At 61.6% G+C, this 15,101-nt stretch carries 13 protein-coding genes; 5 read left to right on the forward strand and 8 right to left on the reverse strand.

Features of this window, described 5'->3' with window-relative positions:
- Nucleotides 1-170 precede the first annotated feature (170 nt).
- A complete protein-coding gene (locus tag BLQ09_RS03085) occupies nt 171-359 on the forward strand; it encodes a hypothetical protein (RefSeq protein WP_027603793.1) in 189 nt (62 codons plus the stop codon).
- A gap of 152 nt (nt 360-511) precedes the next feature.
- Here the strand turns inward: BLQ09_RS03085 and BLQ09_RS03090 are convergent, their stop codons facing one another.
- The 7 genes from BLQ09_RS03090 to BLQ09_RS03120 form a co-directional block, all read right to left on the reverse strand.
- Nucleotides 512-1,057 carry a DUF2058 domain-containing protein gene (locus BLQ09_RS03090; protein ID WP_010208656.1) on the reverse strand — a complete coding sequence of 182 codons (546 nt, stop codon included), beginning with the start codon at nt 1,055-1,057 and terminating at the stop codon, nt 512-514.
- A 25-nt stretch (nt 1,058-1,082) separates the two neighbouring features.
- Nucleotides 1,083-1,916: a nucleoside triphosphate pyrophosphohydrolase gene (gene mazG / locus BLQ09_RS03095; protein WP_027603792.1), complete on the reverse strand. Its 834-nt coding sequence runs from the start codon at nt 1,914-1,916 to the stop codon at nt 1,083-1,085.
- Between the two features lie 66 nt (nt 1,917-1,982).
- Complete coding sequence (relA, locus tag BLQ09_RS03100) at nt 1,983-4,226, reverse strand: GTP diphosphokinase (protein ID WP_027603791.1); 2,244 nt, start codon at nt 4,224-4,226, stop codon at nt 1,983-1,985.
- Nucleotides 4,227-4,349: 123 nt separating this feature from the next.
- Entirely contained in the window at nt 4,350-5,702 is a 1,353-nt protein-coding gene (gene rlmD, locus BLQ09_RS03105; RefSeq protein ID WP_092355260.1) for a 23S rRNA (uracil(1939)-C(5))-methyltransferase RlmD, read from the reverse strand.
- Nucleotides 5,702-6,604 (reverse strand): cysteine synthase CysM, encoded by a 903-nt coding sequence (gene cysM / locus BLQ09_RS03110; protein ID WP_015885254.1) that lies wholly within the window; start codon nt 6,602-6,604, stop codon nt 5,702-5,704. The genes rlmD and cysM overlap by 1 nt, the downstream gene beginning before the upstream one ends.
- Before the next feature lie 230 nt (nt 6,605-6,834).
- Nucleotides 6,835-7,440, reverse strand: a complete 606-nt coding sequence (locus tag BLQ09_RS03115) for a tRNA-uridine aminocarboxypropyltransferase (RefSeq protein WP_092355263.1) — start codon at nt 7,438-7,440, stop codon at nt 6,835-6,837.
- Nucleotides 7,441-7,445: 5 nt separating this feature from the next.
- On the reverse strand, nt 7,446-8,339 hold the full coding sequence (locus BLQ09_RS03120) for a LysR family transcriptional regulator (RefSeq protein WP_065924693.1): 894 nt from the start codon (nt 8,337-8,339) through the stop codon (nt 7,446-7,448).
- Between the two features lie 149 nt (nt 8,340-8,488).
- On the opposite strand from BLQ09_RS03120, the gene speB reads away from it, so the two are divergent.
- Genes speB through BLQ09_RS03140 form a run of 4 tightly spaced genes read left to right on the forward strand, consistent with a single transcriptional unit; the run spans nt 8,489 to nt 12,804 of the window.
- Nucleotides 8,489-9,439 carry an agmatinase gene (gene speB / locus BLQ09_RS03125; protein ID WP_092355266.1) on the forward strand — a complete coding sequence of 317 codons (951 nt, stop codon included), beginning with the start codon at nt 8,489-8,491 and terminating at the stop codon, nt 9,437-9,439.
- A complete protein-coding gene (locus BLQ09_RS03130) occupies nt 9,439-9,861 on the forward strand; it encodes a YybH family protein (protein WP_092355269.1) in 423 nt (140 codons plus the stop codon). The genes speB and BLQ09_RS03130 overlap by 1 nt, the downstream gene beginning before the upstream one ends.
- 21 nt (nt 9,862-9,882) lie before the next feature.
- Nucleotides 9,883-11,397 carry a purine-cytosine permease family protein gene (locus BLQ09_RS03135; protein WP_027603785.1) on the forward strand — a complete coding sequence of 505 codons (1,515 nt, stop codon included), beginning with the start codon at nt 9,883-9,885 and terminating at the stop codon, nt 11,395-11,397.
- Nucleotides 11,398-11,421: 24 nt separating this feature from the next.
- Nucleotides 11,422-12,804, forward strand: a complete 1,383-nt coding sequence (locus BLQ09_RS03140) for a sodium:solute symporter family protein (protein ID WP_027603784.1) — start codon at nt 11,422-11,424, stop codon at nt 12,802-12,804.
- A gap of 65 nt (nt 12,805-12,869) precedes the next feature.
- Here BLQ09_RS03140 and BLQ09_RS03145 read toward each other — a convergent pair whose 3' ends face one another.
- Nucleotides 12,870-14,969 carry an NAD(P)-dependent oxidoreductase gene (locus BLQ09_RS03145; RefSeq protein WP_027603783.1) on the reverse strand — a complete coding sequence of 700 codons (2,100 nt, stop codon included), beginning with the start codon at nt 14,967-14,969 and terminating at the stop codon, nt 12,870-12,872.
- Between the last annotated feature and the right edge of the window lie 132 nt (nt 14,970-15,101).

Here is a 15,101-nt window from a genome sequence, read left to right on the forward strand (position 1 = left end):
GGGGCTTTTTTTCGTCTGGGGGTTTTGGGTTCAAGTGTCTGCCGTCATCGGGAGCCCAACATGAAACTTCTGTCATAAACCTCTAAAGCGGTTTACTTAGCAAGCTAACAAACCGTATAAAAAGACCTGCGACGACTTGCCGCATACCCACCAGAAATTGGAGCAAGCAGATGACTGTAAAAGTAACTGAACGCGACGACGAACATATGTCCCACGAAGCGCTGGGCCATGGGATTCACATCTGGGATGTCCACCAACAGGACCTGCTGGTCGGCATGTTTCATAACGAGAGCGACGCTCATAATTATAAAAACGAGCTCGAAGCCCTTGAGATGAAACGCCAGACGCAAAGCGCCTGAAACTTCGAAATCCTGTAGGCCCCCCAGCCCCACGCAGCTGGGGGGGCCTATAAAACACAGACCCCGCCTTCTGAGCGGGGTTTGTGTGTTCTGGGGCTGCTTCGCAGCCCAACGCAGGGCACGCCTGCTCACCACAATTCGTTGCTACAGCCTTACCACATCAAATCATCCGGGATCTGGTAAGCGGCGTACGGATCATCCTCATCCGGCACCTGGCTTTCAGTGAGGATATTGAGCTGCACGATACGCTCCGGGGCGCGCTCCTGGATCTTCAGCGCGGCTTCACGGGGGATCACCTCGTAGCCGCCACCGTGATGCACGATGGCCAGGGAGCCGTTGCTCAGCTTGTTGCGCATCAACGTGTTGACCGACAGGCGCTTGACCTTCTTGTCATCCACGAAGTTGTAGTAGTCCTCGGTCGTGAGCTTAGGCAGGCGCGAGGTCTCGATCAGTTGCTTGACCTGGGCCGTACGGGCCTTGGCCTCGGCTTTTTCCTGCTGCTGGCGGTTCAGCTCCTGGTCACGCTTGACCTTCTCGGCCTGCGCTTCGGCGGCCAGGCGCGCCTGGGTGTCATCGGCCTCGATCTGGCCCTTGTGGACCAGGCGCTGCTGTTTCTGTTTCTCTTTGCCGACCTGCTTGGCCTGCTTTTGGTTGACCAGACCTGCTTTGAGCAACTGGTCGCGAAGGGAAAGGCTCATGGTGCTTACTCACTTAGGCAACTGCTCAACCGCAGCTGGACACGTTCTTTTCCTGACGTTTGGCTTCGCCCCACAGGGCGTCCAACTCTTCGAGCGTGCAATCTTCTATGGGTTGGTGGGTATCGCGCAATGCCTGTTCGATAAATCGGAAGCGTCGCTCGAACTTGGCATTGGCGCCACGCAGCGCGGTTTCCGGGTCGATCTTGAGGTGACGGGCCAGGTTGACCGCCGCGAACAGCAGGTCACCGACTTCATCGGCGATGGCCTCCGGGTCGTTGTCGGCCATGGCTTCGAGCACTTCGTCCAGCTCTTCGCGCACGTTATCCACCACCGGCAACGCCGATGGCCAGTCGAAGCCGACCTGGCTGGCGCGCTTCTGCAATTTGGCGGCCCGGGACAGGGACGGCAAGGCGCTGGGCACATCGTCCAGCAGGGACAGCTGCTCCGGCGCGTCGGATTTTTCCGCACGCTCCTCGGCCTTGATCTGCTCCCAACGCTCCTTGACCTGTTCTTCACTCAGTTGAGGAATATCCAGCGGCGCATACAGATCGCCGGTCGGGAACACATGGGGATGGCGGCGAATCAGCTTGCGGGTGATGCTGTCGATCACCCCGGCAAATTCGAAACGTCCCTCTTCCCGCGCCAGCTGGCTGTAATACACCACTTGGAACAACAGATCGCCCAACTCCCCCTGCAGATGATCAAAGTCGCCGCGCTCGATGGCGTCGGCCACTTCGTAGGCCTCTTCCAGGGTGTGCGGGACAATGGTCGCGTAGGTTTGCTTGATGTCCCACGGGCACCCGTATTGCGGGTCCCGCAGGCGACTCATCAGGTGCAGCAGGTCTTCAAGTGAATACATCTTTCTGTGTCCGATCAGTGTGGGAGCAAGCCCCCTCCCACATTTAGCCTGCATTCATTGCGCGAATCATGGGGTACGGTTGCGCCGCGTCTCAATGATGTTCGGCAGCTGGGAAATCCGCCCCAGCAACCGCCCCAGTGCGTCCAGCCCCGGAATCTCGATGGTCAGGGACATCAACGCGGTGTTGTCCTCTTTATTCGAGCGGGTGTTGACCGCCAGCACGTTGATGCGCTCATTGAGCAGCACTTGCGAGACGTCGCGCAGCAGGCCGGAACGGTCGTAGGCACGGATGATGATGTCCACCGGGTAGGTGAGCACCGGCACCGGGCCCCAGCTGACCTGGATAATCCGCTCCGGCTCGCGCCCGCCCAGTTGCAGCACCGAGGCGCAGTCCTGGCGGTGAATGCTGACGCCACGGCCCTGGGTGATGTAGCCGACGATGGCATCCCCCGGCAACGGCTGGCAGCAACCGGCGATTTGCGTCAGCAGGTTGCCGACGCCCTGGATCTGGATATCGCCGCGCTTGCCGGGCTTGTAGCCGGTGGCCTTGCGTGGGATCAGCTCCAGTTGTTCGTTGCCGCGCTCCGGCTCGACCAGTTGCTGGGCCAGGTTGACCAGCTGCGCCAGGCGCAGGTCGCCGGCACCGAGGGCGGCGAACATGTCTTCGGCGATCTTCATGTTGGCCTTTTCGGCCAGCTTGTCGAAGTCCACCTGCGGCAGGCCCAGGCGGCCCAGCTCGCGTTCGAGCAGGGTCTTGCCGGCGGCGACGTTCTGGTCGCGGGCCTGCAGCTTGAACCAATGGACGATCTTCGCCCGCGCCCGCGATGTGGTGATGTAGCCCAGGTTCGGGTTCAGCCAGTCGCGGCTCGGCGTGCCGTGCTTGCTGGTGATGATCTCGACCTGTTCGCCGGTTTGCAGGCTGTAGTTGAGCGGCACGATGCGCCCGTTGATCTTGGCGCCTCGGCAGTTATGGCCGATCTCGGTGTGCACGCGGTAGGCGAAGTCCAGCGGCGTCGCGCCCTTGGGCAAGTCGATGGCATGGCCGTCGGGGGTAAAGATGTAGACCCGGTCCGGCTCGATATCCACGCGCAACTGTTCGGCCAGGCCGCCGATGTCGCCGAGTTCTTCGTGCCATTCCAGCACTTGGCGCAGCCAGGAGATTTTCTCCTCGTACTGGTTGGACCCGGCCTTGACGTCGGTGCCCTTGTAGCGCCAGTGCGCGCACACGCCCAGCTCTGCCTCTTCGTGCATGGCGTGGGTGCGGATCTGCACTTCCAGCACCTTGCCCTCGGGGCCGATCACCGCAGTATGCAGCGAGCGATAGCCATTTTCCTTGGGGTTGGCGATGTAGTCGTCGAACTCCTTGGGAATGTGCCGCCACAGCGTATGGACGATCCCCAGCGCGGTGTAGCAGTCGCGCATTTCCGGCACCAGCACGCGCACGGCGCGCACGTCGTAGATCTGGCTGAAGGCCAGGCCCTTGCGCTGCATTTTGCGCCAGATCGAGTAGATGTGTTTGGCGCGGCCGCTGATGTCGGCATCGACCCCGGTGGCCTGCAGCTCGGCGCGCAACTGGCCCATCACGTCGCTGATAAAGCGCTCGCGGTCGAGCCGCCGCTCGTGCAGCAGCGTGGCGATCTGTTTGTATTGATCAGGTTCGAGGTAGCGGAAGGACAAGTCCTCCAGCTCCCACTTGATATGGCCGATACCCAGGCGGTGGGCCAGCGGTGCGTAGATGTCGAAGACTTCGCGGGCGACGCGGTTGCGCTTTTCATCGTCGGCGGTCTTCACCGCACGGATCGCGCAGGTGCGTTCGGCCAGCTTGATCAGGGCGACACGTACGTCGTCGACCATCGCCACCAGCATCTTGCGCAGGTTTTCCACCTGGCCCTGGGTGCCCAGCACCATGGACTGGCGCGGGCTGAGGCTGGCGCTGATGGCGGCCATGCGCAGCACGCCGTCGATCAGCTTGGCCACCACCGCGCCAAAACGCTGGCTGACGGTCGGCAACTGGATGTGCCCTTCGCGCACGCCGCGATAGAGCACGGCGGCGATCAGCGAGTCCTGGTCCAGCTTGAGATCGGCAAGGATCTCGGCGATTTCCAACCCGGTGCGAAAGCTGGAAGTGCCTTCGGCCCACAGGTTCTTGGCTGCATTGTCTTGTTGCTCAGACTCACGAGCGAACTCGCAGGCTGCTTTCAAGGCTTCACGGTCCAGTGCCGGGTCGACACTGATGGCATGATCCAGCCATGCCTCGAGATTGATACTGCCGTCGGTGTTGATCGGCTGGTGTGCTCTCACCTGTACCATCTTGCTTACCTTCCCTATGACGCACCTTGGATGCGCCAAAATCATCGCCGACCTTTTTACTGCGAGCTCCGTGGCAGATCATAGGCCTTGGAGAACGCAGGCCAGTCGGATTAAACGGGCATCCTAGCCCGCTTCAAATAACGCCATGGCCTCGACATGCGCTGTCTGCGGAAACATGTCGAGGATCCCGGCACGTTTTAGCCGGTAGCCTTGCTTGACCAGCTCAACCGTGTCCCGCGCCAGCGTCGCCGGGTTACAGGACACATACACCAGGCGCTTGGCCCCCAGGGTGGCGAGCTTACGCACAACCTCTTGGGCACCATCGCGGGGTGGGTCCAAGAGTACCGCAGAAAAGCCCTGTTTGGCCCATTCCGCGTCAGTCAACGGCTGGGACAAATCGGCCTGAAAAAACTGCGCATTATGCAAATTGTGGCTGATGGCGTTCTGCGCAGCCCGGTCCACCATGGTCTGCACACCTTCCACCGCCACCACGTCGCGCACCTGTTTCGCCAGCGGCAAGGCAAAGTTGCCCAGGCCGCAGAACAGGTCCAGCACCCGCTCATCAGGCTGTGGCGCCAGCCAGTCCAGGGCCTGGGCCACCATCGCCTCGTTGACCCCGGCGTTGACCTGGACAAAATCCCCCGGTCGGTACGCCAACTCCAAGTCCCATGGGCCCAATCGGAAACCTAGTGACTGATCAGGCTCAATCGGTTCCGGCTGGCCTTCCCCATGCAGCCACAGCTGGGCGTCATGGAAGCTGCAGAATTCTTTCAGGATCAGCAGGTCCGCCTCCGACAACGGCGCCATATGCCGCAGCAACACGGCGACGGACGAGCCGCTGAACAACTCCACATGCCCCAGGGCCTGAGGTTTGCTCAGGCGGCGCAGCATGTTCGGCAGGCGCTGCATGATCGGTTGCAAGGCCTGTACCAGCACCGGGCAATCATCGATGGCGACGATGTCCTGGCTGGCCACGGCGCGGAAACCCACCTCAAGCTTCTTCGCCTTGGCATCCCAACGCACCGCCACCCGGGCGCGGCGCCGGTAAGCGAATTCCGGCCCACTCAATGGTGCGGCCCACTCCTGCGGTTCGACACCGGCCACGCGGGACAGTTGCTCGGCGAGCATGCGCTGTTTCAGGGCAAGTTGTTCGGCATGGGGCAAGTGCTGCACGCTGCAACCGCCACAGCGACCGAAGTGCGCGCACGGTGCCGGGCGACGCAGCTCGCTGGCCGTGAACACGCGCTCGGTGCGGGCCTCGACCACCTTGCCGTGGGTGCCCAACACCCGCGCTTCAACCTCTTCGCCGGCCAGCGCACCGTTGACAAACCAGGTGCGACCTTCAAAGAACACGATGCCGCGGCCGTCGTTGGCCAGGCGCTCGATGGCCAGGCGTTGCTTCTTGCCCACGGGAATCTGTGGGGCCCGGCTGCCGCCCGTCGGTTGGAAGCGCAGGCCTCTCTCGTGCTTGGCCATCAGTTGGGTTCGTCGAAAATGCCGGTCGACAAGTAACGGTCGCCTCGGTCACAGATGATCGCGACGATCACCGCGTTTTCCACTTCCTTGGACAAGCGCAACATACCCGCCACGGCGCCGCCGGACGACACGCCGCAGAAGATGCCTTCTTCACGGGCCAGGCGGCGGGTGGTGTCTTCGGCTTCACGCTGGGCCATGTCGATGATGCGGTCCACGCGGGTCGCGTTGTAGATCTTCGGCAAGTACTCTTCGGGCCAGCGACGAATGCCTGGGATCGCCGCGCCTTCCATCGGTTGCAGGCCGACGATCTGGATCGCCGGGTTCTGCTCCTTGAGGTAGCGCGAGTTGCCCATGATGGTGCCGGTGGTGCCCATGGAACTGACGAAATGGGTGATGGTGCCCTGGGTCTGGCGCCAGATTTCCGGACCGGTGGTGGTGTAGTGCGCTTCGGGGTTGTCCCCATTGGCGAACTGGTCCAGCACCTGGCCACGGCCTTCGGCGGCCATGCGCTCGGCGAGGTCGCGGGCGCCTTCCATGCCTTCTTCCTGGGTGACCAGCACCAACTCGGCGCCATAGGCGGTCATCGCCGCCTTGCGCTCGGCGCTGCCGTTGTCGGGCATGATCAGCACCATCTTGTAGCCCTTGATCGCGGCGGCCATGGCCAGGGCGATCCCGGTATTACCCGAGGTGGCTTCGATCAGGGTGTCGCCGGGCTTGATCTGCCCGCGCAGTTCGGCGCGGGTGATCATCGACAGCGCCGGGCGGTCTTTCACCGAGCCGGCCGGGTTGTTGCCTTCGAGCTTGAGCAACAGGGTATTGCTGGTTTCACCCGCCATGCGTTGCAAGCGGACCAGGGGCGTGTTGCCGACGCAATCGGCGATTGTAGGGTACTGCAAGGTCATGGCGTATTCGCAATCCAGACTGCGGGGGCGAACATCATACCGGGAAAGGTCGGCGGGCCATATCACGCAAAGTGCGGTGCTTATGGCTTAAAGGAATAAGCGAGGCGGTGGTGGCTGAGCGGGCGCCATCGGGAGCAAGCCCCCTCCCACACTGGACCGCATTCTCATGCTGGAACTCGATCGAATGTGGGAGGGGGCTTGCTCCCGATGGCCGCGCCTCGATATCCCGCCTAGCGCAAATGCCCATCGCCATGATTTCTCCGAAAGACCTCCTCCCCCATCGCCGCAATCTGCCCTTCGATCAATGCATCAAACGGCTTGAGCAACGGCTCGAACGACACTGGCGCCTCCAGCACCTGCAACGCCTGCACAATCGCCTCCACCGTCGACAACGCCCCCGGTCCGGGCGCCTTGCGCAGTCGATAGCGAGACACGGCGCCCTCGACCAGCGTGACCCGTGGCAACGCCGCCAACACAGGATTGAGGTGCAGCAGTTTGCGCGCCTTGCGCCAGGTGCCGTCGGGCACTACCAGCAACAGCGGCTGATCGCCGGGTGCATAGGCTTGCAGCGGCTGTGCATCGTCAGCCGGAAACAACAGCCGCGCCTGATAGCCGGGCGGGTTCAACAGGGTCGGCAAGTCATCAAAGACCTCGCCCACCACCAACTGCGCATTGTTCAATCCCAACGCCGCCAGCCGCGCGGTATTGAGCGCATGGTTGACCTCACTCGGGTGCTGCAAAACAAGCACACGTGTGCGGCTGTCGAGGCTGGGAATCAGCGCGCACAGGCAATGGGCGGCGGGCCTGAGGCAGCGGGAACAGTGGGGTCGGGACATGGTTTTCAGGCCTGGTTGAGCTGCGCTTTGAGTAGATCGCGGAAGGTCTGGATCAGCGGTTCGCGGCTGCGGCCCCGGCGCATGATCATCGAGAACGGCGCCTGGTAGCCGAAGGTCGCCGGCAGCAATACGCGCAGGTCGCCCTTGTCGGCCCAGGCCTGGGCGTAGTGCTCGGGCAGGTAGCCGATGTAGGCACCGGAGAGCACCAGGATCAACTGCGCCTCCATACTTTCCACCGTCGCGGCGCTGTGCTTGAAGCCGTGGCGCGCCAGTTCGGCCTGGCTCCAGTAGCCGCGCCCGACCATGCGCTGCTGGGTGATCACCTGCTCGGGGATGCGTCGTTCGCTGAACAACGGATGGCGGGTGCTGCAATACAACCAGTGTTGCTCGCGGTACAGCGGCATGTAGATCAGCCCGCTCATGCGGTTGGAGAAGGCACCGATGGCCAGGTCCAGGCGGTTGTCCTGCACGCCGAGTTGCAGTTCGTAGGGGCTCATCACCGATAGATTCAGGTGCACCGCCGGGTGCTCCAGGCTGTAGGCGCCGATAACCTCGGCGAACGGCAAGGCCTTGTCGCTCACCGTGGAGTCGAGCACGCCGAGCTTGAGCGTCCCGCGCAGCTCGCCCTTGAGCGCGGCGGCGTATTGCTCGAAGCCTTCCAGTTCGCCGAGCAGGCGCAAGGTTTCCTGGTGGAACAGCTCGCCTTTGCTGGTCAGGCTGAACCCACCCCGGCCGCGATGACACAGCACCAGGCCCAACGCACTTTCCAACTGGCTCATGTAGGTGCTGATGGCCGAGGTGGACAGGTTGAGTTCGTGCTGGGCATTGGCGAACCCCTGGTGGCGCACGACGCTGACGAAGATGCGCAGGAGTTTCAGGTCGGGCAAGGCGCTGGCCATGGTCGGCTCCGGGTGTAGATGTGGGCAGTCTACCTGCCCGCATTAGTTTAGAAAAACCTGAACTAAGTATTTGCCCCTGCCGATTCTTCCCTTCCTGCGCTTTTCGCAGAATCGGCCCCTGATAAACACAACAACGATGAGGCAATCCCGTGGACAAGATTTTCCACCAACCACTGGGCGGCAACGAAATGCCGCGCTTCGCCGGCATCGCCACCATGATGCGCCTTCCCCACCTGCAATCGGCCAAGGGCCTGGATGCGGCCTTTATCGGCGTGCCCCTGGACATCGGCACCTCGCTGCGCGCCGGTACCCGCTTCGGGCCACGTGAAATCCGCGCCGAGTCGGTAATGATCCGCCCCTACAACATGGCCACCGGTGCCGCGCCGTTCGACTCGCTGTCGGTGGGGGACATTGGCGACGTGGCGATCAACACCTTCAACCTGCTGGACGCCGTGCGCATCATCGAAGAGGCCTACGATGAGATTCTCGAGCACAACGTGATCCCGATGACGTTGGGCGGCGACCACACCATCACCCTGCCGATCCTGCGGGCGATCCACAAGAAACACGGCAAGGTCGGGCTGGTGCACATCGATGCCCACGCCGACGTCAACGACCATATGTTCGGCGAGAAAATCGCCCACGGCACCACCTTCCGCCGCGCCGTGGAAGAAGGCCTGCTCGATTGCGACCGCGTCGTGCAGATCGGCCTGCGCGCCCAGGGCTATACCGCCGAAGACTTCAACTGGAGCCGCAAACAGGGCTTTCGCGTAGTACAGGCCGAAGAATGCTGGCACCACTCCCTCGCGCCACTGATGGCCGAGGTGCGGGAAAAAGTCGGCGGCGGCCCGGTGTACCTGAGCTTCGACATCGACGGCATCGACCCGGCCTGGGCGCCCGGCACCGGCACCCCGGAAATCGGCGGCCTGACCACCATCCAGGCAATCGAAATCATCCGTGGCTGCCAGGGCCTCGACCTGGTTGGTTGCGATCTGGTAGAAGTTTCGCCGCCCTACGACACCACCGGCAACACCTCGCTGCTGGGCGCCAACCTGCTGTACGAGATGCTCTGCGTACTGCCTGGCGTGGCGCACCGTTGATGAGCGTGCCGCAGGTATTGAAAGCCGCCGCCGACCTGGTGTCGGCCTTTGCGCGCAACGACCGTGCCGCCTACTTCGGCGCGTTCACGGCCGATGCCAGCTTTGTGTTCTACACCCTCCCCCAGCCACTGCTCAGTCGCGATGCCTACCAGGCATTGTGGGACAGCTGGCGCCGGGATGAAGGATTTGAGGTGCTGTCCTGCACCTCAAGTAACGCCGTGGTCAGCCTGCAGGGTGACGTGGCGATATTTATCCATGACGTGGCCACCGAGCTGCGCATGAACGGGGAGGAATTCTTTAGCCAGGAACGCGAGACCATTGTCTTCAAACGCCAAGGATCTCGCACAGAACAACAAGAAGGCCCGTGGCTGGCCTGTCACGAACATTTGTCCGCTATGCCGGAAGGGCTGCCGCCCCCTTAGCCAATGTGATCGGAGCTGATCATGAATAATAAAAACAACGATAAAAGTATTCGCACAATAGAAACCAACGGGGTCGAACAGATCCCGGACAACGAACGTACCGCCACCCCCAAGGATCTGTTCCGCCTGATCTTCGGCGGCGCCAATACCTTTGCCACCGCCGTGCTCGGTTCCTTTCCCGTGTTGTTCGGCCTGTCGTTCCAGGCCGGCGTCTGGGCGATTGTGCTGGGCGTGCTGGTGGGTGCGTTGATCCTGGCGCCGATGGGTCTGTTCGGGCCGATCAATGGCACCAACAACGCGGTGTCTTCCGGTGCGCACTTCGGCGTGCACGGGCGGATTGTCGGCTCGTTTCTGTCATTACTGACGGCAATTGCCTTCTTCTCACTGTCGGTGTGGAGTTCAGGCGATGCGCTGGTCGGCGGTGCGAAACGGCTGATCGGCCTGCCGGAAACCGACCTGACCCTGGGCCTGGCCTACGGCGTATTCGCCATGCTTGTCCTGACGGTGTGCATCTACGGCTTTCGCTTCATGCTGTGGGTCAACCGCATTGCGGTCTGGGCGGCAAGCCTGCTGTTTCTGTTGGGCATCTTCGCGTTCGCGCCGACCTTCGACAGCCACTTCGCCGGCAGCGTAGCCCTGGGCCAGACCGGCTTCTGGGCGGCCTTTATCGGCGCGGCGCTGGTGGCCATGAGCAACCCGATTTCCTTCGGGGCGTTCCTGGGTGACTGGTCACGCTATATCCCACGTGAGACGCCGAAAATGCGCATCATGCTGGCGGTAGTCCTGGCACAGATCGCCACCTTGATCCCGTTCCTGTTCGGCCTGGCCACCGCCACCATCGTGGCGGTCAAGGCGCCGGACTACATCGCGGCCAACAACTACGTCGGCGGTCTGCTGGCGGTGGCACCGACCTGGTTCTTCCTGCCGGTGTGCCTGATCGCGGTAATTGGCGGCATGTCCACCGGCACCACTTCGCTGTATGGCACCGGGCTGGACATGTCCAGCGTGTTCCCGCGCCTGCTGTCGCGGGTCAAGGCCACGCTGCTGATCGGGGTGATGTCGATTGCCTTCATCTTTATCGGACGTTTCGCCGCCAACCTGGTGCAGAGCGTATCGACCTTCGCCGTGCTGATCATCACCTGCACCACGCCATGGATGGTGATGATGATCATCGGCCTGATCGTGCGTCGCGGCTTCTACTGTCCGGATGACCTGCAGGTGTTTACCCGGGGTGAAACCGGCGGCCGCTACTGGTTCAGCCATGGCTGGAACTGGCGCGGGCTGGGGGCCTGGATTCCGAGTGCGCTGGTGGGCCTGTGCTTCGTCAACTTGCCGGGGCAGTTTGTCGGGCCGCTGGGCAACCTGGCCGATGGCATCGATATCAGCCTGCCGGTGACGCTGGGGTTGGCGTCGGTGGTGTACCTGACGTTGTTGCGTGTGTTTCCGGAGCCGGCTTCGGTGTATGGCCCCAAGGGTCCGCTTCGCAGCCCTGCGGGAGCAAGCTCCGCTCCCACAACAAGTTCGCCTGTTACCTAAAACAATAATCGGAGACCCGCCGTCATGGCTTTGGATTTATTCGTCGTACTCATCTACGCCGCCGGCATGCTCGTGCTCGGCTATTACGGCATGCGCCGCGCCAGGACCCACGAAGACTACCTGGTAGCCGGTCGCAACCTGGGCCCGTCGCTGTACATGGGCACCATGGCCGCCACTGTACTGGGCGGTGCATCCACCGTCGGTACCGTGCGCCTGGGTTATGTGCATGGCATCTCCGGCTTCTGGCTGTGTGCGGCGTTGGGCATGGGGATCATCGCGCTGAACCTGTTCCTGGCCAAGCCGCTGCTCAAGCTGAAAATCTTCACCGTCACCCAGGTACTGGAAAAACGCTACAACCCCATGGCCCGCCAGGCGAGTGCGGTGATCATGCTGGCCTACGCGCTGATGATCGGCGTGACCTCGATCCTGGCCATCGGCACGGTGCTGCAAGTGCTGTTCGGCCTGCCGTTCTGGATTTCGGTGTTGCTGGGCGGTGGTGTGGTGGTGGTCTACTCGACCATCGGCGGCATGTGGTCCCTGACCCTCACCGACATCGTGCAGTTCGTGATCAAGACCGTCGGCCTGATGTTTATCCTGCTGCCGATCTGCCTGTACCGCGTCGGCGGTTGGGACGAACTCGTGGCCAAGCTGCCGGCATCGAGCTTCAGCTTCACCGCGATCGGCTGGGACACGATCATCACCTACTTCATGATCTACTTCTTCGGCATCCTGATCGGCCAGGACATCTGGCAGCGGGTGTTCACCGCCCGTGACGAAAAGGTCGCCAAGTACGCAGGCACTTTCGCGGGTTTCTACTGCATCCTTTACGGCCTCGCCTGTGCGCTGATCGGCATGGCGGCCCATGTGCTGATTCCGGACCTGGACAACGTCAACAACGCGTTCGCGGCCATCGTCAAAGTCTCGCTGCCGGACGGCATCCGCGGCCTGGTGATCGCGGCGGCACTGGCGGCGATGATGTCGACGGCCAGCGCCGGCTTGCTCGCCGCCTCCACCGTATTGACCGAAGACCTGCTGCCACGCCTGCGCCGCGGCAGACAATCGAGCCTGGCAATCAACCGCCTGTTCACGATGCTGACCGGTATCGTCGTGCTGGGCATCGCACTGGTGGTCAATGACGTAATCAGCGCCCTGACCCTGGCCTACAACCTGCTGGTGGGTGGCATGCTGATCCCGCTGATCGGCGCGATCTTCTGGAAGCGCGCGACCACGTCGGGGGCAATCACCTCCATGAGCCTGGGTTTTGTAACGGCGCTGGTGTTCATGTTCAAGGATGGCCTGGATGCGAACACGCCGATCTACTACAGCCTGGCAGTGGCGCTGGTGAGTTTTGTGCTGGTGAGTGTGTTGTCACGCCGGCCAGAGGCGGGGGTGGTTCGGGCGGTGTAAGCAATAACGAGGGTTGGAGCGGTTTCTTCAGCGGGTGCGACGTCGGATGTCGCACCCGTTTTTTATCATGAGTACATTGTGGAAACTGCGGGCGCCTTTGCCTGGATGATTTCCTCGACCAAGGAGGCCCACACCAATCCCTGGGTGGTGCCCCCGGCATACGTCCCGCCGGCGGCAATGCGGTTGTAGGCGGAGCAATAAACTATCGACAGTCCATCCGGAGTGCCAGGCCTGGCACATTCGATAATTTGCAAGTCGCCACTTTCGATCGCCCGGCGGTAAGACTTTGGAAAGTGACGAGAAACGGCTGCTTGACATGCCGTCAGTATCTGCTCCTTGTACGCAGGCGTGGAATCGGGAGGAACCTGCCCACCGGAGACAAGAATATAGTCCCCGTCCAGGCGGCAATTCATGACACCAATGGGCAGATCGTACTGCAGTTTGAGTCCGCGCATTCCGACAGCTTCACTACCAACAGCACGCATCTTAAAAAACCAGCCAATGATCGCGATGACTTCTTCTTCCTCTACCCCCATGGCAGTGACGACGACGTGTTCTCTGCTCAACTCAGCAATTTGGACAGGACTTAGATGCTGGGGTAGGAACTGAACCCCCGAGCGCGCCAAAAGCGCCACTATCTCATCCCTTAGCTGGACAAATTCCACATCGTAACCCGATACTTCAATAGCCCGAGCGATCCCTGGGACCCCATAACTTTTCTGGAATTGAAGGCGACTGATCTCTACAAGTTCACGTCCTGGCTTGCCACTCGGCCAAGGCCTTTTTTCAATATCGCGTTGCTCGTGGATCGCGGCTTCTACGCCACTAGCGTCGTCCATAAACGCTCGTACAATCCGCGACCGTGCAAACCGTGCTAACGATGGATTGTCGGCCAGAAACTTTTCAAACAGCTCAATGCCTGCACGATTGCACTCCACGGCCAGGTACTGGTTTCCAGGCATCAGATAAGCGTTGTCCAGCGGCTTTGCAGTCGTCTCCGTGGCTGAAAGGTGGCGCATGTTCACCTGCTTATGACTGGCGCCATCGCTCTGCTGATGTCCTCCGTAGACCGAGACCTGATAATTGGCCAGGCGGAACATCACGGCTTGGAGCAGGCCGTTGATGCCTCGACCGATGATCGATACGCGCGGCGCGCGGGCATCTGCCTGTTGCGCGGGGATCATCAATGAGTGGGCAAGTTTGCGCCGGACCAGGCAGCGCAAGGCGGTCAGGCTCAGTTGAATCGAGACGGCGTAGTCAAGGTCGCCGTGGCAGGCTTCAGTCATTGCCGCCTGGGTTGTCAGGGTCGCCGGCTTGCGCCACTTGGAGACACTGCAGCCGAGTGCCTGCGCGCGCACCCGAAATGCATCCAGTGTCCCAGGCCCGTAGTCCAATACAAGCTGGATAGCTTCAGCCGTTGCCAGGGCCCGTAAAGCGTCATCGCTGAAGACATCGGGCTTGGCGACGCAGACCAGGCGAGCCTGCCTGTGCAGGCACTGAATAAGGGCCCGATCAATGCGATGGGTGGACTCATCATTCAGGGATAAACAGATAGCGACGGCACGGGCCCCCTCCAGCACCTCGTGCCAGTCCACGCCAAAGGACACTCGGCTGTCGGAACAGGCTTTGCCGAGAGTGTCCGGCCTCTGACCATGTCGATCCAATACCTTGATCCGAACCTCCGGATCTCGATCAAGCAACAACTTGACCAGCTCCCTGCCCACGTTGCCGTATCCCAGCACACAGATGTCGCGCGGCAGGGAGCCATCAGCCAGTGTCAGCCAGCGCGCCATATAGGCGGCGACATGGGGCGCGTTGACCCCCGGCGTATTGACTACGCGGATGTCGTTGGAACCGCAAAGGTCCAGTCGCACCTTATCCAGGCTCGTACCTCTGCGGATCAAATGGAGGTCGCCAAACGGGTGGGATATGCGCCATTGGGCGATAACGTCTGCATCGATCGCCTGGTCCCCGACAATGATCGCCGATGGACTCAGGAGACCGATCTGAATGAGCAGATCGTGTTTGGTCAATGTCGGGGGGAAGAACACTACGTTGCTGGGTGCGTGAGCCTTCCAGGCTCTCGACACCGGTGCGAGATGCAGGATATTTCCGGTTATGGCGATGAGTGACGCGGCGACTGGCGGAATGGAAGAGAGCCTCATAGCTGTTTCTCCAACACTTCTGACGGACTGATGCCTCGCAGAGAGCCCTTCAATAAAGGGGGGGCGTTATTGGAAGGCCATTGAGAAACTCAACCTACGCTCATGGTTTGAATTGAATAAGCCAGCCACTTC

The sequence above is a fragment of the Pseudomonas sp. NFACC25 genome (assembly GCF_900100935.1).
Taxonomy (GTDB): Bacteria; Pseudomonadota; Gammaproteobacteria; order Pseudomonadales; family Pseudomonadaceae; genus Aquipseudomonas; species Aquipseudomonas marginalis.